Origin of the sequence: Larsenimonas salina (assembly GCF_023736155.1) — a bacterium.
In the GTDB taxonomy this organism is placed as follows: Bacteria; Pseudomonadota; Gammaproteobacteria; order Pseudomonadales; family Halomonadaceae; genus Larsenimonas; species Larsenimonas salina.
On record NZ_JAMLJJ010000005.1, the window covers coordinates 143,297 to 166,611 of the forward strand.

The 23,315-nt window shown below is 60.5% G+C and carries 24 protein-coding genes; 11 read left to right on the forward strand and 13 right to left on the reverse strand.

What is annotated here, in order from left to right:
* Positions 1-57 precede the first annotated feature (57 nt).
* Complete coding sequence (locus NAT23_RS11140; RefSeq protein ID WP_251928319.1) at positions 58-765, reverse strand: DUF3581 family protein; 708 nt, start codon at positions 763-765, stop codon at positions 58-60.
* Positions 766-1,008: 243 nt separating this feature from the next.
* Between NAT23_RS11140 and NAT23_RS11145 the strand changes: the two genes are divergently transcribed.
* Entirely contained in the window at positions 1,009-2,112 is a 1,104-nt protein-coding gene (locus tag NAT23_RS11145) for an App1 family protein phosphatidate phosphatase (protein WP_251928321.1), read from the forward strand.
* Here NAT23_RS11145 and NAT23_RS11150 read toward each other — a convergent pair.
* Positions 2,109-2,732: a DUF938 domain-containing protein gene (locus tag NAT23_RS11150; RefSeq protein ID WP_251928323.1), complete on the reverse strand. Its 624-nt coding sequence runs from the start codon at positions 2,730-2,732 to the stop codon at positions 2,109-2,111. The two genes, NAT23_RS11145 and NAT23_RS11150, sit on opposite strands and share 4 nt — an antisense overlap.
* Positions 2,733-2,785: 53 nt before the next feature.
* A complete protein-coding gene (locus tag NAT23_RS11155; protein WP_251928325.1) occupies positions 2,786-3,682 on the reverse strand; it encodes a ribokinase in 897 nt (298 codons plus the stop codon).
* A 275-nt stretch (positions 3,683-3,957) separates the two neighbouring features.
* On the opposite strand from NAT23_RS11155, the gene NAT23_RS11160 reads away from it, so the two are divergent.
* Positions 3,958-5,274 carry a glycosyltransferase gene (locus NAT23_RS11160; protein ID WP_251928327.1) on the forward strand — a complete coding sequence of 439 codons (1,317 nt, stop codon included), beginning with the start codon at positions 3,958-3,960 and terminating at the stop codon, positions 5,272-5,274.
* On the opposite strand, the gene NAT23_RS11165 is transcribed toward NAT23_RS11160, so the two are convergent.
* The 7 genes from NAT23_RS11165 to NAT23_RS11195 all read right to left on the reverse strand — a co-directional run bounded on the left by NAT23_RS11165 (position 5,232) and on the right by NAT23_RS11195 (position 11,621).
* Positions 5,232-5,699 carry a DUF4174 domain-containing protein gene (locus tag NAT23_RS11165; RefSeq protein ID WP_251928329.1) on the reverse strand — a complete coding sequence of 156 codons (468 nt, stop codon included), beginning with the start codon at positions 5,697-5,699 and terminating at the stop codon, positions 5,232-5,234. The genes NAT23_RS11160 and NAT23_RS11165 overlap by 43 nt on opposite strands.
* Positions 5,700-5,762: 63 nt before the next feature.
* Positions 5,763-6,581 (reverse strand): sugar phosphate isomerase/epimerase family protein, encoded by an 819-nt coding sequence (locus tag NAT23_RS11170; protein ID WP_251928331.1) that lies wholly within the window; start codon positions 6,579-6,581, stop codon positions 5,763-5,765.
* A 77-nt stretch (positions 6,582-6,658) separates the two neighbouring features.
* Positions 6,659-8,266 (reverse strand): BCCT family transporter, encoded by a 1,608-nt coding sequence (locus NAT23_RS11175; protein ID WP_251928333.1) that lies wholly within the window; start codon positions 8,264-8,266, stop codon positions 6,659-6,661.
* A gap of 105 nt (positions 8,267-8,371) precedes the next feature.
* Complete coding sequence (locus tag NAT23_RS11180; RefSeq protein WP_251928335.1) at positions 8,372-9,253, reverse strand: RsiV family protein; 882 nt, start codon at positions 9,251-9,253, stop codon at positions 8,372-8,374.
* A gap of 18 nt (positions 9,254-9,271) precedes the next feature.
* Positions 9,272-9,784, reverse strand: coding sequence for a C40 family peptidase (locus NAT23_RS11185; protein WP_251928336.1), 513 nt, complete (start codon positions 9,782-9,784; stop codon positions 9,272-9,274).
* Positions 9,785-9,970: 186 nt separating this feature from the next.
* On the reverse strand, positions 9,971-11,047 hold the full coding sequence (locus NAT23_RS11190) for an AbrB family transcriptional regulator (RefSeq protein ID WP_251928337.1): 1,077 nt from the start codon (positions 11,045-11,047) through the stop codon (positions 9,971-9,973).
* A 4-nt stretch (positions 11,048-11,051) separates the two neighbouring features.
* The gene (locus NAT23_RS11195) at positions 11,052-11,621 is read right to left on the reverse strand and encodes a hydrolase (protein WP_251928339.1); all 570 of its coding nucleotides are present in this window, start codon (positions 11,619-11,621) and stop codon (positions 11,052-11,054) included.
* A 114-nt stretch (positions 11,622-11,735) separates the two neighbouring features.
* Here NAT23_RS11195 and NAT23_RS11200 point away from each other — a divergent pair, with 114 nt between their 5' ends.
* From NAT23_RS11200 to NAT23_RS11220, 5 genes are all read left to right on the forward strand, one after another.
* Complete coding sequence (locus NAT23_RS11200) at positions 11,736-12,344, forward strand: TetR/AcrR family transcriptional regulator (protein ID WP_251928343.1); 609 nt, start codon at positions 11,736-11,738, stop codon at positions 12,342-12,344.
* A gap of 59 nt (positions 12,345-12,403) precedes the next feature.
* Positions 12,404-12,940: a lactoylglutathione lyase gene (gene gloA, locus NAT23_RS11205; RefSeq protein WP_251594877.1), complete on the forward strand. Its 537-nt coding sequence runs from the start codon at positions 12,404-12,406 to the stop codon at positions 12,938-12,940.
* Between the two features lie 67 nt (positions 12,941-13,007).
* Complete coding sequence (locus NAT23_RS11210; RefSeq protein ID WP_251928344.1) at positions 13,008-14,045, forward strand: hypothetical protein; 1,038 nt, start codon at positions 13,008-13,010, stop codon at positions 14,043-14,045.
* A 222-nt stretch (positions 14,046-14,267) separates the two neighbouring features.
* Positions 14,268-14,939, forward strand: a complete 672-nt coding sequence (locus tag NAT23_RS11215; protein ID WP_251928346.1) for a bacteriorhodopsin — start codon at positions 14,268-14,270, stop codon at positions 14,937-14,939.
* 50 nt (positions 14,940-14,989) lie between these two features.
* Complete coding sequence (locus NAT23_RS11220; RefSeq protein WP_251928348.1) at positions 14,990-15,904, forward strand: Brp/Blh family beta-carotene 15,15'-dioxygenase; 915 nt, start codon at positions 14,990-14,992, stop codon at positions 15,902-15,904.
* Here NAT23_RS11220 and NAT23_RS11225 read toward each other — a convergent pair.
* Positions 15,885-16,832: a 2-hydroxyacid dehydrogenase gene (locus NAT23_RS11225; protein WP_251928350.1), complete on the reverse strand. Its 948-nt coding sequence runs from the start codon at positions 16,830-16,832 to the stop codon at positions 15,885-15,887. The two genes, NAT23_RS11220 and NAT23_RS11225, sit on opposite strands and share 20 nt — an antisense overlap.
* A gap of 110 nt (positions 16,833-16,942) precedes the next feature.
* Here NAT23_RS11225 and NAT23_RS11230 point away from each other — a divergent pair, with 110 nt between their 5' ends.
* The 4 genes from NAT23_RS11230 to NAT23_RS11245 all read left to right on the forward strand — a co-directional run bounded on the left by NAT23_RS11230 (position 16,943) and on the right by NAT23_RS11245 (position 21,710).
* Positions 16,943-17,923 (forward strand): aldose 1-epimerase, encoded by a 981-nt coding sequence (locus NAT23_RS11230; protein WP_251928351.1) that lies wholly within the window; start codon positions 16,943-16,945, stop codon positions 17,921-17,923.
* Positions 17,924-18,043: 120 nt separating this feature from the next.
* Complete coding sequence (gene wrbA / locus NAT23_RS11235; protein ID WP_251594889.1) at positions 18,044-18,637, forward strand: NAD(P)H:quinone oxidoreductase; 594 nt, start codon at positions 18,044-18,046, stop codon at positions 18,635-18,637.
* Positions 18,638-18,815: 178 nt separating this feature from the next.
* Positions 18,816-20,201 (forward strand): GntP family permease, encoded by a 1,386-nt coding sequence (locus tag NAT23_RS11240; protein ID WP_251928353.1) that lies wholly within the window; start codon positions 18,816-18,818, stop codon positions 20,199-20,201.
* Between the two features lie 165 nt (positions 20,202-20,366).
* A complete protein-coding gene (locus NAT23_RS11245; protein ID WP_251928355.1) occupies positions 20,367-21,710 on the forward strand; it encodes a porin family protein in 1,344 nt (447 codons plus the stop codon).
* Positions 21,711-21,783: 73 nt separating this feature from the next.
* Here the strand turns inward: NAT23_RS11245 and gloA2 are convergent, their stop codons facing one another.
* Both gloA2 and hisC read right to left on the reverse strand, forming a co-directional pair.
* Positions 21,784-22,197 carry an SMU1112c/YaeR family gloxylase I-like metalloprotein gene (gene gloA2 / locus NAT23_RS11250; protein WP_251928356.1) on the reverse strand — a complete coding sequence of 138 codons (414 nt, stop codon included), beginning with the start codon at positions 22,195-22,197 and terminating at the stop codon, positions 21,784-21,786.
* Positions 22,197-23,258, reverse strand: a complete 1,062-nt coding sequence (hisC, locus tag NAT23_RS11255; protein ID WP_251928358.1) for a histidinol-phosphate transaminase — start codon at positions 23,256-23,258, stop codon at positions 22,197-22,199. Before hisC ends, gloA2 begins: the two co-directional genes overlap by 1 nt.
* Positions 23,259-23,315: the final 57 nt, after the last annotated feature.

Consider the following 23,315-nt stretch of genomic DNA (forward strand, 5'->3'; position numbering starts at 1 on the left):
AGGTGGGCCGGCACTCAGTGCCGGCGCAGGCGTGATGTCAAAACACCGCTGTCGACCTCACGCGGTTGCGGCGGCCTTCAGCTTGTTAAAGTCGCAGATAATGCCTTGCATGGTTTCGTCGCAGTAGGGCTGAAGGCCACTGACCACCAGCTTTTTCTCGCCGGTACCGATGCGCTCGTCGCCGGCGATCATTTCGAAATGCATGTGGGCGTCGGCGCGCTTGCCTGCTACATCGAGCCAGGCCTTGTCGAAGTGAAGCGTCGGTGCTTCTGCGTCGAGGCGGTTCAGGCAAAAGCCCATGCTGTCGTAGATCACTAGCGGCCGTTCGGGATTGAACATCACCCCGTGTTCCTGCATCAAAGGCTGTAGGTAGTGCGGGAAGTTCCGACCGGAAAAGGCGATGTAGCGTCGGGTAAACGCGCTGATGACGGTGGGGTCGAAGGTCGGCTCACCGCTTCTGTCCACGTGAAGGTAGACCTTGCCACGGGCGTCGGAGACGGTAATGGTCTCGCCGCTTTGCTCGAACGTGAGCGGTACGCTGTCGCCGACCATGCCGCGGAAATAGAACGTCATGCAGGGCGAAAGGCCGAATCGGGCGAGCACGAGTGAGAACAGAAGGTCTCCCGGAACACAGAAGCGGCGGGCGCCGGGATTGTGGATCGGATTGAAGTCGCCGGCCATCTCCTTGGCAAAACGACTGGCCTGTTCGGCGGTAATGACGATACGACCATCGTCATCTTCAATAAAAAACTCTTCAAGAACCATGCGGGGCCGGAACCTTGTGTGAGACATGGCGCAGTCTGAAACGAGTGTTCATTGCGCGGTTTTGCAAAGCGTACCATGCACGGGCGGGCGATGCGCATTTCTTGCACGTTTTCATTAGAGAATTGGCAAGTTTGAGCGGGTCAGAACGGCAGGGTGAGGCCATCGTGCGGCAGACCCGGGCAAGATCACCTATCTTGAGCGCACGACATCGCTAACGGCGCAACCCGCCCCTGAGGAGACATCATGGCCCGACACAAACGGGTGGCGCAGTATACGTTTCGCAAGCTGCTCAAGGTACTGGCCCGCCCAGTCAAAGGTGACCGAGGCCAGGGCGGGACCCTGATCTATCCGTACCGAGGGTACGGTTCCCAGCGAGAAATCTTTTTGATGGGGCGCGTGTTCCATCAGCCAAGTCTTGGGCTTCCGCTCGAGAGTGGGGTGCTTCGTGATATGGCTGATATCGTGCGCCGCATGGTGCGCTGGGGGCTTGCAGACCGTGAGGTGGCCATTAGCGTCGGTCATCACGAGAGCGTGGTTACCACCGACCGCGACGGTTATTTCTACGCCCATATCACGCTGAGCCGGAGCCTTCCCACCGATACGGTCTGGCACAAGGCCGAACTCAAGGTGCTCGGTACGGAAGAAACGCTGCCAGCAGTGGCCGACATCTACGTGCCGAAACCGGACATTGATCTGGCGGTTATAAGCGACATTGATGACACCGTGATGTACACGGGCGTCGCCAACAAGATCAAGATGATGTATCGGTTATTCATGGAAAAGGCCGATGAACGGACGGCGTTTCCGGGCGTGGCGCCGTTCTATCAGGCGCTTCATGGCGGGGCGACCGGCGATGCGGGGCGACCAATGCTCTACGTCTCGCGCGGGCCATGGAGTATCTATGAGATTCTCGAGGCGTTTTTCCACTTAAACAACATTCCAGCCGGGCCGGTGCTGTTCTTGCGGGAATGGGGGTTAACCCTTCAGCATCCGTTGCCGAAAAAGGCCGAGGACCACAAGGCGCATTTGATCGAGAGCATGCTCTCGCTTTACGACGAACTGCCGTTTGTCTTGATCGGTGACAGCGGTCAGCGAGACCCGGAAATTTACGCCGACATCGTCGAGCGTTACCCCGGCCGCATCAAGACCATCTACATCCGAAGTGTCCACAAGCAGTCCGACCGTGATCAGTCCATCGCTCGGCTTGCAGCCAAGGTGCAAGACGCCGGGTGCGAACTGATTCTGGCTTCCAGCAGTGAAAAGATGGCCTGCCATGCGTTCGAGCGCGGCTACATTTCACGCGCGGGTAAAGAGGCGGTCGTCGACGCCGACCGGGCAGAGCGCTAGCGTTTTTTCCACACCACCATCAAATTGTTGGCCGGCATTTCATGAAGCGTTTCGAATTCGAAACCCGCATTGCTGGCCAGCGGCAGCACATCACCATCGAGGTCGCGCACGCCCCAGCGGCGGTCGTCCCGACGAAGCTGGGTGTCGAAGCCTTCATTGCCGAGTGAGGTGTGCTCGCCGTGACGCTTAAACGGCCCATAGATGGTCAGCGGCGCGTCCCTGGGAAGCAGCTCGCTTGCCTTTTCGAACAAGGCGATCGACGCCTCCCAGGGCGCGATATGCAGCATGTTGATGCAGACCATGGCACTGACCGGCAAGCTCATGGTTGGCCAGTGCCGGTTGGTGACATCGAGCGCGATAGGCGAGAGCGCGTTTTGAACGTCTTCATGCTCGCACCAAGCCTGGATGGAGCGCAGCGACTGTGGCGCCGGATCACTGGGCTGCCAGGTGGTGTGCGGCAAGGCCTTGGCAAAATACACCACGTGCTCGCCGCTGCCGCTTGCGATCTCAAGCACGTGATCATTCTGGCGCAGCACCGATTGCAGCACGGTCAGTATCGGATCGCGGTTGCGCCTGGCGGCTGCGTGGGACAGCCGCGGTTCCGGCATGGGGTATGCCATATCCATCCAATCCATCAAGAAGCCTCTCTCATCGTCTTCTTGCCCGCCAGCCCTTATGGCTGCTCGAGATCGCACGCTCGCGGGATGCTGGTGTGCGCTCCGGCGCGCTGCACACTGTAGGCAGCTGCGCGCGTGGCGTGTTTCAGACAGGTGCTTACGTCCTTGCCTTCAAGGCGCGCGGCCATGAAGTAGCCGATGAACGTATCCCCCGCGGCCGTGGTGTCACGGGCGTCGACCTGCTCTGCAGGTGCGAATAATGATTGTTTACCTTTTTGATGGTAAACCCCGTCAGCACCCAGTGTCAGTATGATCTCTGTATCCGGATAGCGCTGTGCCAAGGTAGATAAAACGGTGTCGGGGTCGGCGTTATCGTCCAGGCCGGCCAGCATGGCGCCTTCCCCACGATTGACGAACAGGATCGAGAGTGTATCCAGCGCCATCTCGGTGACGTCCCGAGTCATGGGCGCCGGGTTGAAGGCGACCTTGAGTCCACGGGCGTGGGCGGCCTCGATCATGCCGGCGGTATGGCTGCACTCGTTTTGAAGCAGCACCCAGTCATCGCGCTCGACCTCGGCAAGGCGCGTTGCGATGAAGTCGTGGTCGATGCTCTGGTTGGCACCGCCGAACAGGACGATCGAGTTTTCGCCGGCATCATCGACCTGGATCAGTGCGTGGCCGCTTGGGGTATCGACCCGTGCGACGCCCTGGGTGTCGACGCCTGCCTCATCGAGTACGTCGAGTGCCCATTGATCGCCCGCGTTGAGCTGACCCCAGTGGGCAACCTGGCCGCCAGCCCGTGCGGCCGCGACCGATTGATTGGCGCCCTTGCCGCCGAGAACCTGCTGGTAATCCGTGCTGGAGAGCGTCTCACCGGGTTTGACCAAATGCGGCACTCGGTAAACGTGGTCGATGTTGATGGAGCCGTAGTTGTAAAGCGTGGGTGTGGTCATGGATGTCTCCTGTGGCAAATCCTGCGGGAGTAGTCGTGGCAAGAGCGTGATGCATGAGCCTTGGCACAGTGTACAGGGTAAGCGGTGTCGTAAAGGGGCCGACAGGGCCGCGCACATTGAACGAATCAGTGCGTCCGATGGCGGCACTTAAGCGTTCGTATCGATTCCATCTGATAGACTGCGCCCTGGGATGGTCTGGCGCCATTTTGCCTGTGTGACGCCAGAAAGCCAGTGCGCGGATGCCGAAGGGCCGTGCCTGACAGACGGTCAAGTTCATGGGGGTAGGTGTGGCGCACATCGGGATTGTCGCTCCGGCGTTTCCAAGCCATCTCGCGGCGCTATGCGCGCTGGCGGATCGGCTGCGCGCATGCGGTCATCGGGTCAGCTTTCTGTTGCCGGAGTACTGTCGGCGCTGGGTGGGCCCAGAACACGGGCTGATCCCGGTTGACCGCGAGCACCCGTTACCCTTGAGCGTCGAGGCGATGATTGCCAGGGCTTCCAACCCCCGGGGGCCGCTTCGGTTCAAGCGCATGCTCGACGACGTGGCCCGGATGACCGATGTTTTATGCGCGCGGCTGCCGGACATCATTGGCGCGGCTGGCATCGATGCCCTGCTGGTCGATCAGATGGAAACCGCGGGGGCGCTCGTGGCGCGTTCGATGAACCTGCCTTATCTGTCGGTTGCCTGCGCGCTGCCGCTTGATCGGGATCCGGCGTTGCCGCCGCCCTTTCTGGGCTGGGCATTCGATGCCTCAGAGCAGGGCATGAAGCGCAATCAGGGGGGCTATCGAGTCAGCGAGCTTCTGATGCGCCGGCACCGGCGTATTCTCAGCCAGTGGGCCGAGCGATTCGGTGTCGATGCGCGTGCGATGGAGGCGTGTCTTTCACCGCTCGGGACAGTTGCGCAACTGCATGAAGCGCTGGATTTTCCTCGCGCCCACCCCGCGCCCAGCCTACACCGCGTTGGCCCCTTTCGATCGGCTGCGCCCGAGCGCGCGGTTTGCCAGGCGCGCACAAATACACCGGTCGATGTCTTTGCAAGCCTTGGCACGCTTCAGGGGTGGCGGTTTTCCGTGTTTCTCAATCTGGCCCGTGCCTGTCGCCGCATCCATCGGACACTCCTGATTACCCACTGCGGTCAGCTCGATGACCGTCAGTGCGCAAGGCTTACGCGAGAAGGGGCGGAAGTCGTTGCAAATGTGGATCAGCGCGAGGTCATGACGACCGCGCGAGTGGTGGTTACCCATGGCGGCTTGAATACGGTGATGGACGCACTCGATGCCGGGGTACCGATGCTGGTGTTGCCGATTGCCTTTGATCAGCCCGGCGTGGCTGCGCGTGTGGTGTATCACGGGATCGGATTGAGCGCACCGTTTCGGGCACGCCCGAAGGCACTTGCCAAGCGGCTGTCGAGGCTACTTGATGAGCCCGGCTTTTCCGCGGCAATGGCGAAGGTGATGTCTCGGGGGGAGCACCGTCAAGGCGCGTCGCGTGCCTGTGAACTGATTGAAGCTATCCTGCTCAGGCAGGTTCACGAGACGCGTTCTGTTTACTCGGGCTTGGAGGCACGGTCATCAGAGGTGCGCTCCTGACGCCGCATCGGCATGCGGTCGATGGTCGTGAAAAGCTCGTCGGGATTGACGAATCCGGTCTGCTGTACCTTCTTGCCGCCGTCCTTGCCGATCAGAATTACCGTCAGCGCCCCGTCCGGCTTGACGTCCAGATCCTCGAGGATGGCCTCGGTTTCGGCGGTGGTCATGCCCGCGCCGTTGCGCTGACCGATGCCGTTTTCGATGGTATAGAGCACCATGTCGCGCTCATCGAATGCAGTCTGCTGGTTCGAAATCAGCCGACGCATGCGCTGATAGCCCTGATTGCCTGCCGAGGGGGTGACCAGCACCAGAGGGCGAGCCCGCCATTGATCGCTGACAAGAGGGTTGGCCGGGCTGGCGGCCAATGCATTAAAGCTCATGAGCGCGCCTGACAGGGCGAAACAGATGTGGCCGATCCACTTCATTGCATCCTCCTTGCCGTGATCTCAGGTTCTTCGACGTGCAGTCTCAGGTAGTTTTGACGGGATTCAGGTAGTTTCGACGGGATGAAGCTTGGCCTCGACCCGGTCGAGCGTGCGTTTACAGTCGCTTGCCCGAACGTGTGAGTTTTCAGCGCTTTTGGCCGCGTGAAATAGCTCAAGCGACAAGGGGCCGCTGTAGCCGGTCTGTTTAAGGGCGGCTAAGAAGTCGTCTATTGCCAGATCGCCTGCATAGGGCAGGCAGCGGTGGTAGCGGCTCCAGTGAAGGTAGGACTCTTCCTCGAACCAGGGCGCGTCTGCCAGTTGCACGGCAAAGATGCGTTTTGCATCGATGGTGGCCAGTGCATCGAGCGGCTCACGGCGCGCGAGAATATGGAAGCTGTCGAGTACTAGTCCAAGGCCTGGGTGATCGACGGTCTCGACCAGATCGAGCGCCTGTTGGTAGGAGTTGATGTAGCGCCCCCACGACAGGGCCTCGAAGCCGATTCGAAATCCGCGCTGGTGTGCGAATTCCGCCATCGCAAGCAGATCCGTACACGCCTGCTCTCGATCATCGTGAGCGTTCGGAGAACTGTTGCTGCAGGCCAACAGCAGCGAGGTATTGAGTGCGCCCATCATGGCAAGGCGAACCTCGAGGCGCTCGAGTTGACGCTTGAGGTTGCCGGTGGCTTCGACGTCCTTCATGGGCTGAAGTGCCGTTACTTTCAGATTCAGCGCTCGAATCTTCTGGCCGACGTCGAAGGCACTGGCCCGACTGTGGTGAATGTCGGGCTCATAGATTTCGACACCGCCGAAGCCTGCCTGAGCGATGACATCCAGCTTATCCATCAGGTCGCCGCCAAGGCTGACGGTCGCGATGGTGTGCATGGTGAGCTCTCCCCATTGAATGCGTGTTCAATGCCAAAGGCTAGCTTAAAACGCCACCTTCGCGAACGCGTTCGCGGTTATGCGGAATGAACCTTGCGCTGTACATCCTCATGCATCGCACTGGCGTAGACGGTAGGCGGTGTACCGTCCTCATCGCGAAGGGCTACGGTCAAACTGTAGCACATGACCAAAAACACCAATGAAAAGGGCAGTGCAGCGATAATGGCCGCGGTTTGAAGCGCCTGCAGGCCGCCTGCCAACAGCAGTACAGCGGCCACGCCGCCAAGGCCCAGCCCCCAGATGACGCGATAGAGCGTGCGGGGTTGGCTGTCGCCCATCGACAGCATGGTGCAGATCACGAGCGTGCCTGAGTCGGCCGAGGTCACAAACCAGGTCACGATCATCAGCGTGGTCAGCCCGATCATGGCGGTCGAGGCCCAGGGCACGTCGAGCGCCTTGATGGTCTCAAACAGCGCCTGCGTCTTGTCCTGATTGACGATACTGACCAGGTCGACCTGATCGCCGAGCTGCAGGTGAAGCGCAGTCCCGCCAAAAATCACGATCCAGATCATCGAGCCAAGGGCGGCAAGCCCCATGCCACCGAAAATGAGCGAGCGCAGCGTTCGGCCCTTGGAAATGCGGGCAACGAACATGCCGACGTAGGGGCCCCAGGAGAACCACCAGCCCCAGTAGAAGAGCGTCCACCAGCCCTGCCACTGATCGTCCGGGTTCGGGTCAACCCAGAACCCCATTTGAATGGCGTGGCTCAAATAGTCACCGACCGTGGTCGAAAACAGCCCGAGCAGATACGTGGTCGGCCCGGCAATCAGGAAAAACAGCACCAGAATCAGGCTCAGGTGAATATTCCATTCGCTGAGCATGCGGATGCCGCGCTTCAGACCCGTGCAGACCGAAAGGGTTGCCAGAAGCGTGACGGTGCCGATCAGTATCAGTTTGGCCGTTGGTGAAATCGGAATGCCGAACAGCGCATTGAGCCCGGCATTCATCTGCGAGACACCAAGCCCCAGTGTGGTGGCCGTGCCGAACAGCGTACTGAAAATGGCGAGCAGATCGACCAGATGCCCGATCGGGCCGTAGATGCGGTCCTTGATCAGCGGATAGAGCGCCGAACGCGGCGTCAGCGGCAGCCCGCGGCGGTAGGAAAAGTACCCAAGAATCAGGCCGACCGTGATGTACACCGCCCAGCCGTGAAGCCCCCAGTGAAACACCGTGATGCGAAGCGCGAGCTCGGCTGCGGCTGTTCCCCCCGGCGCGGTATTTTCAAGTGCGGCGTAGGGGTTGCTTTGAAAGTGCGACATCGGCTCGGCCACGCTCCAGAACAGCAGCCCGGTGCCGACAGCGGCGCTGAAAAGCATGGAAAACCAGGAGAAATTGCTGAATTCGGGGACATCATCATCACGTCCGAGTCGAACGCGCCCGACCGGACTGGCCCCGAGGTAGATGGCAAAGAACAGAAGGCCACCGATCGCCAGGATGTAGTACCAGCCCAGGCGCTGTTCGATGAACGCCATGGTGGCGTTGAATGTGTCGCTGGCGCGGTCCGGCCAGAGGACTGTAAAGGCGATAAACGCCAGTACCGTTGCAAATGAAGTGATCGCCAGAGGCTTATCGACGCCTGTAAACAGGCCGTTCGCCGGGCGTTGCCCAGCGTTTAGATCAGACATGAAGTGGGCTTTTTCAAAAGATTAACCGACCATGCTAACAAGTTTAACGCGAAGGCGTCACCTCGATGGCCGTCATCGAGGCAAGGTGTGGGGGCATTGAGTGAATTACGGGCGCCCGCGCTGGGAAGAAAGTTTCTGGCTGGCTTCATGAATGCGTTGGGCCTCTGGGTCCTTGAACTCAACATCCTGATCGTCGGTATCTTCCGGCAGGAATGAGGGCTTGAATACGCCACTAAGATCATCGTAGTCGATCGAGAGCGTAATTTGGCCCATCGCATACGGTGCGATTTCGTAGGTCTGATAGGTGACCAGCAGTCGGTCGCTCAAAAGCGCCACGTTGTCAGTCGGCGTGAAGGGCCATTTTTCCTTGAACTCATCACCTAGGTTCTGCGCATCGAGCCAGCGTTGGTGCGCATTTTTTTCGAGCGCGATCAGTGTCTCCCGGCCACCTTTGGTCAGCATGTCATCAAGCGTGACTTCGCGCTTCAGGCGCGTGTCGTAGTTGAAGTAGCGCAGCTGAGCGTTGCCATGGGCGCCACCGGTGAACGCGTAGCCGTTGAGGGCAATCACCACGGTATGGTCGTAATGATCGAGCATGTTGGCGCTTAACTGAGCGTTGTAGTCCGGATGATCCTTGGCGTGTTTGAAAAACGTGTCGACAAAATCGCTCAGGGAGTCGTTGGTCTCGGACGCATTGCCGAGCTTGCCCAGTGCTTTTAAAAGCGCTTCGTTGAGTGGTGGCCGGTTGGGAAACCGGTAATAGCTCAGGTCAACGGAGGGGCAGGCGTCTGTCTTGCAGTCCTGTGGCGTGATGTGGCGGCTGACCGGCACGCTCTTGAGTGATTCAAGCTTGCCCGGAAGGCTGTTCGGATTCGAGCTCGGGTCGGCCACCTTGAAGGCGCGCAGGTTACTCTGGGCAACCTCGGAAAGCTTGGGCTGGCAGCCTGCGAGTGCAAGGAGTGCGATCAACAGAAAGGGAGCACGCATGGTGGATGCAGGCCTCGCTCAGTTGCGCGGGCCGGCGACGCCCAGAAAGTGGTGTCGCCAGTAGCGCTTGGTGATGTTTGAAACCCGAACGGTACGGCCAGCGCCCGGGGCGTGAATCATTTTGTTATCGCCGATGTAGATGCCGACGTGACTTGCACGGCCTCTCGGGCCAAAGAACAGCAGGTCGCCGGGGCGTGCGCGATCACGGCGCGGCAGGTTCTGAAACTGCTGATTCGAGGTTCTTGGAATCGAAATGCCGGCACTCTGATAGCTTCGCTGTGTCAGGCCGCTGCAGTCGAGGCCGGATGCCGTGGTACCGCCCCAGCGATAGGGCGTTCCAAGCGCGTTTTTGGCACTCGAGACAATCAGGGCCTGAGTCATGTCGAGGCTGTAACCGTCCTGAGTTTCAAGTGCGGGCCTTGAACTGGCGCAGCCACTCAGACCGATCACGACCCAAAGCCCTACAAGCGTCAGCACGACCCGGGGCAGAGCGGCAGCGTTTGGGAGTGACAGGGGCAGTGCGTAAGCCATGACAATGATCCTTTCGACAAGCAGGTAGGGGCAGGGCGGGCGCGTAAGCCGTGCTCCGAGCTATTTCGGGCTCATGATGAAACGCCCAACCGTCTTCGGCAATGGGTATCTCGAACGCCACGCTTGACCTCAAGGCTCTATCGGCCGCCGGTTTAAAAACTGGGGCGCGGCGCACGGTTGACCGGCTCAGTGCGAAGGCAGCCGCCCGGCAAGGTACTTGGCAAGCGGCGGGCCGATGGCAAGAACCATCAAAAAGCGTACGGTCTGAAACGTCATGATAAAACCGATATCGACGTTGCTCGAGGCGGAAATGATCGCGATCGAGTCAAGCCCACCGGGGCTTGTGGCCATGTAGGCCGTTAACGGGTCGACATCGAAGGCGTACACGAGTACGGCTGCAATCAGCCCGCACAGCGTGATCAGCAACACGATCGACAGGATGATCTTAGGGAGGGCCCGGGTCGCGTGGCGCATGATGGCGGGGGTGAATCCGAGACCGATTCGCCAGCCCAATACGGCGTAACTGATCGCGAGCAGCCATTCCGGCAGCTGAAGCGTAACGGCACCGCTCATGTTCAAAAGCGAGCCTGCGATCATCGGTACCAGCAGCTGGCCGGCCGGTAGCTTGAGCTTCAGGCCCGCGTAGCCGCCGATCGCGGCAATCAGGAGGGTCTGGGTGAAATCAACGGCATCGAGCGTTGGAAACCAGTCGATCACCTGGGCGCCGATGGCCTCCTCCGGCAGGAACAGGCGCGCGATGACAGACGCCAGTACCGCCACGAACAGCACCCTCAGATACTGCATGAAGGCCACCAGGCGCATATCGGCGCCCTGGGATTCGGCCAGAAGCATCATGACCGAGGCGCCGCCGGGCGAAGAGCCCCAGATGGCGGTCGTACCAGGCAGTACCTGCCACTTGGCCATCAACCAGCCAAGCACGCTGCTGGCACAGATGACCAGAAGCGTGACCGCCAGAAACAGCCACCAGCTGTTGGCCAGATTACCAATGACGGAAACATCCATGCTCGAGGCGATCATGCAGCCGATCAGCGTCTGCGCCATGAAGAAAAGGGGCCGGGCGATGCGAAGTGGACTGCCCCTCAGGCTGAACAGGATGCCCGCGATCATCGGCCCCAAAAGCAGCGCCGCAGGCAGGCGCACAAGCTCGAGCACGGCTGCAAAGGCCGCCGAAACCGCCAGCAGCAGCGGCCATTGAAGAGTGGCCGGCAGCCTCGAAAGCCGCAGATGAAGCAGGTGCTTCACGTGCTTACGCCCCGAAGGCGAGCTGGTCGCTTTTAATCACTCGGGCGATTCTTGGAAAGATGTTGTCGACCGGAAATGCGTGCAGCTCGGCGCTGAAGCTGGTGCAGAGGTCTTCGAGGATGACCACGTCATACCCCAGTTCCCAGGCGCTGCGCGCGCTCGATTCCACGCCCATGTTGGTCGCGATGCCGGTAAATACGACGGTCTTGATGCCGCGCCTACGCAGCTGAAGATCGAGGTCGGTGCCGGTAAAGGCGCCCCAATGATGCTTAAGGGCGTGCAGGTCGCCATCGCGGACCAGGCCCGGCTCGAGCGTGTCCCATTCAGGCGGCATGCCGGCGTCGGGGCGTTTGGCCGGCAGATCAACGCGGTTGCTTGGTGCGTCCTTGAAATCCGGCCCCCAGTTGACCCGGACCCAGGCCATGGTGGCGCCTGCCTGGCGCACGCGCTCAGCCAGGGAGGCAGTCGCCTGGACAATGTCTTCGCCGGTTCGAGGGGCGAGCGACATGCCGGTGATGCCTTTTTGGAGATCGATGGCAATTACGGCGGTGGTGGTCGGGTCGAGTTGGATCATGACGGTGTTCGCTCACTGTCGCAAAGAACTTGCGGTTGCTTTCAGGGTGCGGTCGACGCCTTGGGTCGGCCATGATATACATGAGGCTATCCTCACAAAATGAATTTTATGAAGATGGCTTCACAAAAGTCAAATGACAGCCACCAGGCCCGCGCGCCCAAGCGCGAACGGGGCAAGGCGCGGGTCGAGGCGCTCTTGAGCGCGGCGACGCAGGTGTTTGCGGCGAAGGGATTTGATGCCGCCACCATGACCGAGATTGCCGGAGCGGCGGGCGCGCCGATTGGCTCTCTGTATCAGTTCTTTCCGACCAAGGCTGCGCTGGCCAGAACGCTGCTCGAGCGCTACGGCACGCACATGAGCGCGCACTTGAGCGCTATCGAACAGGCCGTGCCCACGCTTTCGCTTGACGTGATCGTTGCACGCCTGCTCGGACTTTTAACCTCGCTTGCCGAGGAGCGTCGCTGCGCCATGGCGCTACTGGACGCGAAAAGCGTACCGCCCGAGCAGCGGCAAACCCTGAGGAAGGGGCTACGGGAAGGTACGGCGCGGGTGTTGGTGGCGTATGCCCCTGAGCTCTCGGCGAGTGAGGCCGAGGTGGCCGCGGTGGTGGTGGTCAATTCGATGCGGGCGATGGTGCATCTGGGAGAGGAGCGCTGCGCCGAGCAGGCTCGCGCTCAATGGCAGGCCATGCTGGTCGCGCATCTGCGGGGCCTGCCTGGTTAGGCTTGCACCCTGTCCCGGGCAAGATACCCTTGATATGACACCATTCAAGGAGTTTGATCATGACAAAACCCGAACAGAGCCCCGGTGTCTGCGACCGGGCGCCCGAGCAGACCCAGGGGTTTCGACTCAATCACACCATGGTGCGCGTCAAGGACCCGCAGGCCTCGCTTGCGTTCTACTCGACCGTCTTCGGCATGCGCCTTCTGCGCGCCCTCGAGTTCCCGGAAATGCAGTTCACCCTCTACTTTCTGGGTCACGTGGACGATGAAACCCAGCTGCCGGAAGACGATGGTGAGCGCACTGTCTGGACATTTTCCCGCACCGGCCTTCTCGAACTGACCTATAACTGGGGCAGCGAGAAGGACCCCGAGGTGAGCTACCACAACGGCAACGATGCGCCGCAGGGCTTTGGCCATCTGTGCATGTCGGTCCCGGACCTCGATCTGGCGGTTGCCTGGTTCGATGAAAACGACGTCGAGTTCGTCAAACGCCCGGACGACGGCAAGATGAAGGACGTGGCGTTCGTGAAAGACCCTGACGGTTACTGGATCGAGGTGATCGAGCCTGCGCGGCTGGGCGGGCTCGCCAAGGGGTGAGCCTCGCTCGCCCCTCAAGGACGACCCAGCGATTCTCCTTCTCATTTCAACGATTCGGGAGCGCTTCATGAGTGTGGACATCAAGGCCCACGGGGTACTGCACTGCTTCGAGCCGGGCCTCAAGGACGACGACGGTGAACTGGTCAACGCCGAGATTTCCGCGGTGGCCTTCGACGGTCACCGGCTTTTGATGGCAAGCGACAAGCCGATTCCCGGCAAGCATCGCTCGGCGGTGTTTTCGGTCGCGCTCAAGGACCATCACCCGCTCGAGGAAAGCCTCGAGTATCTGACGGCGCCGCTGATCAAACAGGCGATCAAGTATGAGGACTTCGCCCTGACCGTCGATGGGCGCTATATGATCGCGACCACCGGGTTTGATCGGATCGATGCCGAGAGCCATGCGCTCAATGACTACAACCATCTGCTGATCTGGCCACTCGAGGATGCCTCGGCGGTCAAGGTCGTCGACCCGGACCCACGCAACGACATTTCCGGGTCGCTCGAGCTTCGCCAGAAACTGACCGACGCCATCGGCACGCCCTATTACAAGATCGAGGGGCTTGCGACCGTGCCAGGCGATCAGGGCGACGGAATGCTGTTGTTTGGTGTTCGCGAGCAGGGCACGCATTTTGATGATTTCGAGTATGTGGCCCGTATCGTGGGTGCGCCGTACCGCGTGACCGAGCAGGGGGCGCTTGAGTTCGTATCGCCGCTGACATCGATTTATCGCTTCGAGCCCGAGGCCGAAACCGAGGTGCGCTTTGAGTGCGGGCTTTCAAGTCTCGAGTATGACCCCTTCAACGAGCGGCTGTACCTGCTGACCAGCTTCGAAGTCGAGGACGGCAGTGGTGAGCGCATCGGGGGCTACTTGTGGTCCTTGACGCTTGAGGCCTTTCAGCGGGGGGAAGCGCCCGAGCTTTGCCGTACGCGCGAAGGCGCGGCGCTCGAGTTCGAGCACAAGGCCGAAGGGCTTGCCGTACTCGACGCCTCGACCCTGTTCGTTGCCTATGACAATGACCGCGACATGGCGCTTCGCTCCGCGTCAGAGCGCGATGAGCGCTACGCCAGCGAAACACCTTACACATTGTTGCGGGTGTCGATGTGACGCCGCGTTTTTAGCGTGTTTGAGGGGGCAGGTCTGGTTGCTGGTCTGCCCGCTCAGCCCCTCCTGAATCGCACATCATGAATTTTTGATTAATTCGTCGAAAAAACTGGCGAGGCACTGTTATGGCTGTCTATGTTTGAATTCGCCTTAAGTCTCGGTAAAGGAAATGGGCTTCAGGCGTTCCAAATTCTCTCAATGTAGACAGCGCAAAGGAGTGCAGTCATGTCTTCAGCAGTACAATTTCCCTTGGTTATCGGTTGGATAGCCATGCTCGCCGGCGGTATCGCCTTCTGGCGCATGAGCAAGGGCTTGCCCGAAAATCAGAAGCATCACGGCATTGCCGCGATGACCATCGTGTTCGTGGCGTTCGCCAACTACCTAGCCATGGCGCTGGGGCAGGGCGATATGATCCATAACGGTCGGGACGTGTTCTTTGCACGCTATATCGACTGGGTCATCACCACGCCGATCCTGTTGGTGAGCCTTGCGATGGTAGCGTCCAAGACGCTTGCCCCCATTCGCACGCTGGTGTGTGCGTTGATCGCAGCCGACATCTACATGATCGTCACCGGTCTTGTGGGCAACTTGTCGGAATCGCCCTACAACTATCTCTGGTGGTTGGTCAGCATGGTGGCGTTTCTGGTGGTGCTCGCGCTCATCTGGGGCCCGCTTCAGAAAGTGGCCGGCCAAGGCGCGTATCGCAGTGAGTTCAGCACGCTTTCGCTGATGCTGACCGTGCTGTGGTGCTGCTATCCCATCGTGTGGTTGCTCGGGACGTCGGGTGCCGGCCTGTTCTCGGCTGCGGTCGAAAGCTGGTTCTATCTGATTCTGGATGTGACCGCGAAGGTCGGGTTCGGGTTTGTGGCCTTGAACGCCGTTCGAAAGCGTAGCTGATGGCTCACCGGGGCGGCCGGTCGGTCGCCCCATTCTGCGAGGGATGGCTCATGGACGGCGCTCGCTCGTTTTCAAGACGCGTTTTCTACCGTTTCGCCCTGGGGGCTGCGCTTCTTTTCGGTGCGCATCTCATGACGTTTTCCCCGCACGCGCTGCTGGTCGTCCTGGTGCTCGGGGTGGCGGCACTGGGGATTCCCCATGGGGCGTTCGATCATGTGATAGGCCAGCGCTTGCTGCGCGGTGGGATCTTTAAAAGCGATCACAGTCGGTCGATTGTGGCGCTGCCCCTGTTTTTGCTGGCCTACGTCAGTCTGTCTGCGGTGTTCATGGTGGGCTGGGTACTGATGCCCGCGCTCGGGCTTTTGGTGTTTCTGGTGATGTCGGCGGCGCATTTCGGCACCGACTGGCGCCACACACTGCCGTTATCGCTTCGCCTGGTGTGGGGCACGCTGGTGATCGCGACGCCGTTTTATACCCATCCCCGCGATGTGGCTGACATTTTGCACGCGCTTTTGGTAAGTGATGCCACACCGTTCATCAACGCCGCGCCAGTCGCATTCTGGGGGGCGCTTGCGGTAGCGCTTTTCCGGTTCAGGCCACTATTTGAGAAGCGTCACGTGGTGGCAAGTCTTGGGCTATTGCTTGCAACCGGTACGGTGTTTCATCCGCTGGTGTATTTCGCCTGTTACTTCTGCGCGTGCCACAGCCCGATTCACTTCCAGGAAATTCGTCACGCGCTCAGGATTCGAACGTCCGGGCAGGTGCTGCGCATGGCCGGCCCCATCGTGCTTGCGACCTGGGGCGCAGCCAGTGTCGGTTACGCGCTGATGGCTGAATACTCTGTCGCATCGCCGCTTCTAAAGATGACCTTCATCGGCCTTGCCTGTCTGACGGTGCCCCACATTATCGTGGAGTGGCTTGATCATCGTAAGGCCCAGGCAGCCGCTACGTTGGCACCGGAGTAACCGGCGTGCCGCGCTCGACAACCGCCTGCACGTTCTGAATGACCAGATCGATGGTGGCGTCCAGCGCGCTGGGTGAAAGTCCAGCGGTGTGAGGTGTCATGATCAGGTTGTCTTCAAGGGCGGTCAGGGCCTCGGGCACGTCAGGCTCGGTCTCAAGAACGTCAAGACCGGCCATACCGAGGGTGCCGGTGCGAAGGGCCTCTGCAAGCGCGTGGGTGTCGACCACGCTTCCTCGTCCGATGTTGATCAGGATGCCATCCGCGCCCAGGGCGGTGAGCATGGCGTCATTGACCAGGTGATGCGTATCGGGGCCGCCCGGCAGGGCAACGATTAAAATGTCGCTGCGCTCGGCGAGCGCCTGGGCGGAGGACACATGCGTGTAGGGCAGGTTCGGTTTCGGGTAGCGGCTGTAGTACTCGACCGTCATGTCAAAGCCGTACCAGGCTCTGCGAGCGATGGCCTGACCCACATGGCCCATGCCAAGGATGCCGAGGCGCTTGTCATGAAGGGCCGGAAGGCTTCGACGGGCCGTTTGCCACTGCCCCTCACGCACGGCTCGGTCGCTTTGAGGAATCCGACGCACACAGGCAAGCGCCAGCCCGAGGGCATGATCGGCCACGGTCTCGGCGTTGGTTCCCGGTCCATGGCTTACGTGAATGCCGCGCGCGTGCGCCGCCGCCACGTCGATCCCTTCAAAGCCCACGCCCTGGGCGCAGATCAGTTTCAGGTTGGGCAGGCGATCCATGTCGTCTGCGCAGAAGCCGATGGTGCCAATGGTCAGGACCGCCTCGATGTCGCCGCCGGCCGAGTCGATCAGGGCAGTTTTACTCTGTTCGTCCCGGGCGAGGTGCAGCGTGATGCCAGCGCGTTCGAGCATGTGGCGGTGATGGCGTGAAACAGGCGTGACGACGAGCATCTGAAGCGGCATGTTTATCCTCTACACCATAAGACTGAAAGGGAACAGCGCACGGGCTGTCTTTGATCTAATCTAGCAAATCCAGCTTCGATTCACCGAAGCTCCGTCAGGCGAGGCAGCACATGGGATTTGTAGTGGTATGCGATTCGGTCGAGGGCGCCCCTTGCACCGATGTATTCGATGAGCACGGACAGCTCAGGCTTCGTCAATCCTCACTCGGTGCGACGGTTATGTCGCTTGCGTTGGCAACGCCCAGCGGCGACGTGGTCGATGTCATCGATGGTTACCGGGATGGCGATGAGCTTTTCGCGGGCGACGGCGCACGCAGTGCCGTGTTGGCGCCGTTTTCCAACCGCGTGGCCAACGGGCAGTACACGTGGCATGAAACGACGTATCAGTTGCCGACCAATGGCGGCGATCACGCCCTGCACGGCGTGGCGCATACGCTTTCGTGGCGGCTGGTCAATCACCATGCCACACACGATGTGGCCGAGCTGAGCTTCGAGGCGACCATTACGCCCGAGTCGCTCGAGGGGTATCCGTTCAATCTGACGCTCGAGCTCGACATGGTATTGACCGACAGCGAGCTGACCTGGTCATTCAAGGCGGTCAACAAAAGCGAGTTCGAAGCGCCGGTCGGGCTTGGCTGGCACCCGTATTTTCTCCCGCCAGGCGGTGATCTCTCTGTGTGTCGTATTACCTTGCCGCCTTCACACGCCGTGAATACCGACGACACTTTGATTCCGCTCGAAGGCGAGCAGGCGCTCGAGCCGTCAAAGACCACCAGCCTTACCCTTGGCGACGATGCGCTGGACTGCTGCTTCGTGCCGGACGATTCCGCCACATCGCCGACCTTTACCACTCGGCTCGAGGCGCCGGGCGCGCCGTATGCGGTCGTGGTCGAGCAGTCGGGTGGGGTGGTGCAGATCTTTACCGGGAAGGGACTTGCGACGCGGCCTCGCCAGTCGGTGGCCATCGAGCCTAACGAATTCATGCCAAACGCGTTCAATCGAGAGGCGTATCAGGAATCTCTGGCACTGTCTGAAAACGCCATGCGCACGTTCACGGCCAAGGTCCGTCTAGAGCGCTCCACGCTTACGTAAGCGCGCTCGTTTCGTCGATTTCATCAAACGGTCGGGTTGATCGAATTCATTCGAACACTCGACCAGCCTGTCTACACTGGGAGGGCACGCATCGCCCATTCAGGAGTGAAGGAGAAATCGATGGCTAAGGTACTGGTACTTTATTACTCGATGTACGGTCATATTCAGACCATGGCTGAAGCCGTGGCCGAAGGTGCGCGAGGCGCGGGCGCCGACGTGACCATCAAGCGGGTACCGGAAACAATGGACCAGGACGCGTTCGAAAAGGCCGGTGGCAAGACCGACCAGCCTCATCCTGTTGCCTCGCCTCAGGAGCTTGCCGAGTTTGATGCCATCCTGTTTGGCACGCCGACGCGCTTTGGCAACATGGCCGGGCAAATGCGCACCTTCCTCGATCAAACCGGTGGACTCTGGGCCAATAAATCGCTTTTCGGCAAGGTCGCAAGCGTCTTTGCCTCGACCGGGACCGGCGGTGGCGAAGAGCAGACCATTACCACCTTCTGGCCGACCCTTGCCCACCACGGCATGGTGTTAGTGCCGATCGGCTACGGCACCGATGAGCTGTTTGATATCTCAAAGGTCAGCGGCGGCACGCCCTATGGCGCGACAACGCTTGCCGGCGGTGACGGTTCGCGTCAGCCCGATGATCGTGAGCTTGCTATCGCGCGGTATCAGGGCAAGCTGGTAGCGGAAACTGCAGCCAAGCTGGCCTGAACGGTCACGCTCGAGTTCGAAAAGGCGCCCCCACGGGCGCTTTTTTTATGCTCATCGTTTACGTCTCACGTCGATCTGGCCGTGCATGGCCAGACCAAAGTCATATTCGAATATCCGTAATAGTTAATATTTTTCACTAGACTGAGCGCACCTCTCCAATAACGACCGCAGGTGCCTCATGCTCGGGATCGCCCTGATCTTCACCACTCTGATCCTTTTGATCTTTCTGGCCTACCGGGGGGTGTCGCTGCTGCTTGCTGCGCCGGCACTGGCTGCGGTGGCCGCGTTTTTAAACGGTGCGCCGGTGCTTGCAAGCTACACGCAGGTGTTCATGGAGGCGATGGGGCGCTTCGTGGTGGCCTACTTTCCACTCTTTCTGATGGGCGCGTTGTTCGGCCGGCTCATGGGGGAATCCGGAGCGGCGCGTACCATCGGGCACCGCACCGTGAGTGCGCTCGGCCAGCGCAACGCGATCCTTGCGATCATTGTGTGCTGCGCGGTGTTGACCTACGGCGGCGTGTCCCTGTTCGTTGTGGCCTTTGCGGTGTTCCCCATTGCAAAAGCGCTGTTTGAGGCGGCAGACATTCCGGCGCGCCTGATTCCGGGCACGATCGCGCTTGGCGCCTTCACGTTCACCATGACGGCGCTTCCAGGGACGCCTGCCATTCAAAACGCCATTCCCATGCCCTATTTCGGCACGACCGCGTTTGCCGCGCCGTGGCTCGGGCTTACGGCCGCTGCAGTCATGGCCCTTGTCGGCTATGGGTGGCTCAAGTACCGCGAACGTCAGGCGCGCCAAGCCGGCGAGGGCTTCGGTGGCTGCCATGGCGCCGATGAGCAGGCCGCCACCGATTCGACGCCACGGCCCACCGACCCGACGCTTTCGAGGGCGCTATTGCCGATCGTTTTGGTGCTTACCCTGAATCTGGTGCTGTCGATCTGGCTGTTGCCGGCGTTCGACTACAGCTTCTTGCGTGAGCCTGAGTGGGGCGGCATCGAGCCGGCCTCGGTGATCGGGGTGTGGGCCATCATCGTGTCTCTGGTGGTGGCCTGTCTGTCGGTATTGGCCGCCAACCCGCGTCTTTTCAGGACGCTTCTCGACGCGATGAGCCCCGGGGCGCAGGACGCGCTGATGCCGATGTTCAACACGGCGTCACTGGTGGGGTTCGGGGCGGTGATTGCGGCGCTGCCGGCGTTCGGCGTGTTGAAGGAAATGATCCTTGCGATCTCACCGGGCAACCCGCTGATTTCGCTGTCGGTGTCGATCAATATTCTGGCCGGTATCACCGGGTCCGCCTCCGGCGGTATGAGTATTGCGCTGGAGGCGCTGGGAGAGCGGTATCTGGCGCTTGGCAATGCGGCAGGCATCGACCCGGCGGTGCTTCATCGAGTGACTGCGGTGGCGACCGGCGGGCTCGATGCGCTGCCGCACAATGGGGCGGTGGTGACCCTGCTTGCGATCTGTGGCATGACGCACGCCAAATCGTATCTTGATGTGCTGGTGGTGGCCGTTATCGGCCCCGTGCTGTCGCTTGCCGTTATCGTGGGCATCGCCAGCCTTTAGACGCGTGAAGGTGTGGGGTTGCTGGATCGATAACTTTGCGTTTTTAAGAGCGAGCACGTATAACACCTATTTATCATTTTGCCGGTCGATGATACGTTTTTAAACGCTGCGTCACGGGGCGCAGCCAACAACAATATCCGACAACATATAAAGGGAACCTCGCCAATGAGACTCACTCCGTCTTCTTGTCAGGTCAGGTCGGCGTTTCTCGCCGTCAGCGTATCCACTGCCATGTGGGCGGGTGCCGCCCAGGCCGCTCCTCAGCAGGGCGATCAAGCGACCATCGAAGCCCTTCGCGCCCAGCTCGAGCAGATGCAGCAGCAGATCGACCGGCTCGAGCGCCAACAGTCCACCGCCTCCACGCGTACGCCTGAATCGGAAAACGTGGACGCCAATGCTCAATCCTCCGATGAGCCAACGCTTGCGCAGGAAAACAGCAGCGCCATCAAGATGCTCAAGAAGAGCACGTTCACCGGGTCACTTGAGCTGGGCTACGTCGGTAACGACTGGGATGAAGCCGATAAGGACACCGCCGGCGACGTCAACTTCAGCAAGTTCATCCTGGGGCTGTCCGGTGAGGATGGCGACATGTCCTACTCGTTCCAGTACCGCTTCTACGATGGCTACCGTTTCCTCCATCACGCCTGGGCGGGCTACGACTTTTCCGAGAACGACACCGTCAAGCTCGGTCTGGTCCAGACCCCCTTCGGCAACATGGATTACGGCTATCTGGGGTGGTACGGCAACCTGCCATATCTGGCCGGCTTCAACGACAACCAGAACGCCGGGATCAAGTGGGACCACAATAATGGCCCCTGGAGCACCTCGCTTGCGTTCTTCAAGTCCGATCAGCTGGGGGATGGCAACGAACACTACGGCGCCAACCCGGTCGGCAGCAGCGATCAGGGCAATACCGAAGAGAACCAGCTGGCCGGGCGTGTGGCCTATACCTTCGGCCACGGCACCGACTACACCACCGAACTCAACGCCTCGCTCAAGGGTGGGCAGCTTTACAACAACAACACCAACGACAGTGGTTCAAGCTGGCAGGCTGCCCTGGGCATGAGTGGCAGCTACGGCAACTGGCTGACGCGCTTTCAGGCCACGGCCTATGAGTTCGATGCCGAAAATCCGGCGGGCACAGGTATTTCCGATAACGTCATTCAGATCGGCGCGTTCGGGTTCAACTACCTGATTCCAGCCAAGGGCGAAATGTATTCGGCAAGCCTTGCCTACAGCATGGATTTGGAGTGGGGCCCGATCGAGAACGTCTATTTCTACAACGATTTCAGCATGATCGACCCGTCCGACGACTACTCGCCGGCCAACGGCGGCTTCGGCGATGTCGACAACCCGATGCTCAACGATCTGGGCTTCAAGCTGACCGCCGGACGTTACTACGCCTGGTTCGATATCGTGACCAACAAGAATGGCCTTGGCTATTTTGGCTCACCGATCGACAACGGCTGGCACACCAGCGTCCAGTCGCACTTCGGCCTGACGTTCTAAAGGCGAGGTCAATAAAGCCTCATGAAAAAGCGCCCCGCGGGGCGCTTTTTTTCGAGCAGCGTCAGGCCGGTGCCTAGAACCCGTTCGTTTCCGTCGGGCGCTCGTAGAACTCGAGCGGCGTACCATCAGGGTCCTTGAAAAAGGTAAACCGTTGGCCGGTCAGCTCGTCGATGCGAACCGGCTCAGAGGCCACGCCGTGCGTCGTCAGGTGCTCGATGGCGGTATCGAGGTCAGTCACGCTGAACGCCAGGTGGCGAAGGCCGCAGGCCTCGGGGCCATTGACCCGCGCCGGCGGATTCGGGAATGAGAATAGCTCGAGTTGCGCACCACCCGGGAGGGCGAGGTCGAGCTTATAGCTGTCTCTGGCCTCCCGGTAGGTTTCCTCGATCACGCGGGCCTGGAGCACCTTGGTGTAAAACGCCTTGGCGGCGGGGTAGTCGGCGGTGATCAGTGCAACATGGTGAATGCCATCCAGCGGCAGGGACATCACTTTTCTCCTACGATGGCGTGTACGGCGTCGATCAGGTTGTCCATTTCATCGTCGGTGCCGATCGAGATGCGAAGGAACTGGTCAAGGCCTGGCTTGTTGAAATAGCGCACCAGGATGCCGCGAGCTCGAAGCGCGTCGAACAGCATGCCGGCTTCGATCGTTGTCGGGCGGGCGAGCACGAAGTTGGCGCTCGAGGGCAGCACCTCGATGCCACAGGCCTCGAGCGCGGCCGTGGTGCGCTCACGCGTGGCGATCACGGCTGCGCAGCACGCGCGGTAATAGGCGTCGTCCTCGATTGAAGCCACGCCTGCGGCCACGGCGACGCTGTCGAGCGGGTAGGAGTTGAACGAGTCCTTGACCCGGTCGAGGCCATCGATCAGATCGGCCGGGCCGATGGCGAAGCCGATGCGAAGGCCGGCAAGGCTTCTTGATTTCGAAAACGTTCCCGTCACCAGAAGGTTGGGGTAGCGCTCGATCAACGGGATGGCCGATTCGCCGCCGAAATCGATATAGGCCTCATCAACCAGCACGACGCGCGAGGTGTGTTTGTCGAGCAGCGCCTCGATGGCCGCCCGGGAATGCGCGTGGCCGGTCGGGGCGTTCGGGTTGGCGAACACGATGCCGCCGTTGTCGGCCGGGAAGGCATCAAGATCGACTTCAAACGAGTCCGTCAGTGGCACTTTATGCGGTGTGATGCCGTAGAAATCGCAGTAGACCGGATAGAAGCTGTAGGAAATGCTGGGCACCGCCAGCGGCTGTTCATGGCAGAAAAAGGCCTTGAACGCGAACGCCAGCACTTCATCGGATCCGTTGCCGACAAACACCTGATTGACGTGAACGCCATAGTGCGCGGCGAGCGCCTCGCGCAGCGCCAGGCTGCTCGGGTCAGGGTAGCGACGAAGATGATCGATCGGGTAGTCGGCCAGCACCTTGCCAACGCCCGGGGCCGGCGGATAGGGGTTTTCGTTGGTGTTGAGCTTGATCACGGTGTCGCGGGGCTGCTCTCCCGGCACGTAAGGCTCGAGGTCTCGCACCGCCGGGCTCCAGAACTGACTCATGATGACTCGCTTTCGATAGAGGCAAATGGGTAGCGGACACGCCGCTCGATGATGTCT

Excerpts from the sequence above, each read along its gene's own strand:
- NAT23_RS11140 (WP_251928319.1), bottom strand. The coding sequence starts at position 765 with ATGGTTCTTGAAGAGTTTTTTATTGAAGATGACGATGGTCGTATCGTC.
- NAT23_RS11145 (WP_251928321.1), top strand. The coding sequence starts at position 1,009 with ATGGCCCGACACAAACGGGTGGCGCAGTATACGTTTCGCAAGCTGCTC.
- NAT23_RS11150 (WP_251928323.1), bottom strand. The coding sequence starts at position 2,732 with ATGGCATACCCCATGCCGGAACCGCGGCTGTCCCACGCAGCCGCCAGG.
- NAT23_RS11155 (WP_251928325.1), bottom strand. The coding sequence starts at position 3,682 with ATGACCACACCCACGCTTTACAACTACGGCTCCATCAACATCGACCAC.
- NAT23_RS11160 (WP_251928327.1), top strand. The coding sequence starts at position 3,958 with ATGGGGGTAGGTGTGGCGCACATCGGGATTGTCGCTCCGGCGTTTCCA.
- NAT23_RS11165 (WP_251928329.1), bottom strand. The coding sequence starts at position 5,699 with ATGAAGTGGATCGGCCACATCTGTTTCGCCCTGTCAGGCGCGCTCATG.
- NAT23_RS11170 (WP_251928331.1), bottom strand. The coding sequence starts at position 6,581 with ATGCACACCATCGCGACCGTCAGCCTTGGCGGCGACCTGATGGATAAG.
- NAT23_RS11175 (WP_251928333.1), bottom strand. The coding sequence starts at position 8,266 with ATGTCTGATCTAAACGCTGGGCAACGCCCGGCGAACGGCCTGTTTACA.
- NAT23_RS11180 (WP_251928335.1), bottom strand. The coding sequence starts at position 9,253 with ATGCGTGCTCCCTTTCTGTTGATCGCACTCCTTGCACTCGCAGGCTGC.
- NAT23_RS11185 (WP_251928336.1), bottom strand. The coding sequence starts at position 9,784 with ATGGCTTACGCACTGCCCCTGTCACTCCCAAACGCTGCCGCTCTGCCC.
- NAT23_RS11195 (WP_251928339.1), bottom strand. The coding sequence starts at position 11,621 with ATGATCCAACTCGACCCGACCACCACCGCCGTAATTGCCATCGATCTC.
- NAT23_RS11200 (WP_251928343.1), top strand. The coding sequence starts at position 11,736 with ATGGCTTCACAAAAGTCAAATGACAGCCACCAGGCCCGCGCGCCCAAG.
- gloA (WP_251594877.1), top strand. The coding sequence starts at position 12,404 with ATGACAAAACCCGAACAGAGCCCCGGTGTCTGCGACCGGGCGCCCGAG.
- NAT23_RS11210 (WP_251928344.1), top strand. The coding sequence starts at position 13,008 with ATGAGTGTGGACATCAAGGCCCACGGGGTACTGCACTGCTTCGAGCCG.
- NAT23_RS11215 (WP_251928346.1), top strand. The coding sequence starts at position 14,268 with ATGTCTTCAGCAGTACAATTTCCCTTGGTTATCGGTTGGATAGCCATG.
- NAT23_RS11220 (WP_251928348.1), top strand. The coding sequence starts at position 14,990 with ATGGACGGCGCTCGCTCGTTTTCAAGACGCGTTTTCTACCGTTTCGCC.
- NAT23_RS11225 (WP_251928350.1), bottom strand. The coding sequence starts at position 16,832 with ATGCCGCTTCAGATGCTCGTCGTCACGCCTGTTTCACGCCATCACCGC.
- NAT23_RS11230 (WP_251928351.1), top strand. The coding sequence starts at position 16,943 with ATGGGATTTGTAGTGGTATGCGATTCGGTCGAGGGCGCCCCTTGCACC.
- wrbA (WP_251594889.1), top strand. The coding sequence starts at position 18,044 with ATGGCTAAGGTACTGGTACTTTATTACTCGATGTACGGTCATATTCAG.
- NAT23_RS11240 (WP_251928353.1), top strand. The coding sequence starts at position 18,816 with ATGCTCGGGATCGCCCTGATCTTCACCACTCTGATCCTTTTGATCTTT.
- NAT23_RS11245 (WP_251928355.1), top strand. The coding sequence starts at position 20,367 with ATGAGACTCACTCCGTCTTCTTGTCAGGTCAGGTCGGCGTTTCTCGCC.
- gloA2 (WP_251928356.1), bottom strand. The coding sequence starts at position 22,197 with ATGTCCCTGCCGCTGGATGGCATTCACCATGTTGCACTGATCACCGCC.
- hisC (WP_251928358.1), bottom strand. The coding sequence starts at position 23,258 with ATGAGTCAGTTCTGGAGCCCGGCGGTGCGAGACCTCGAGCCTTACGTG.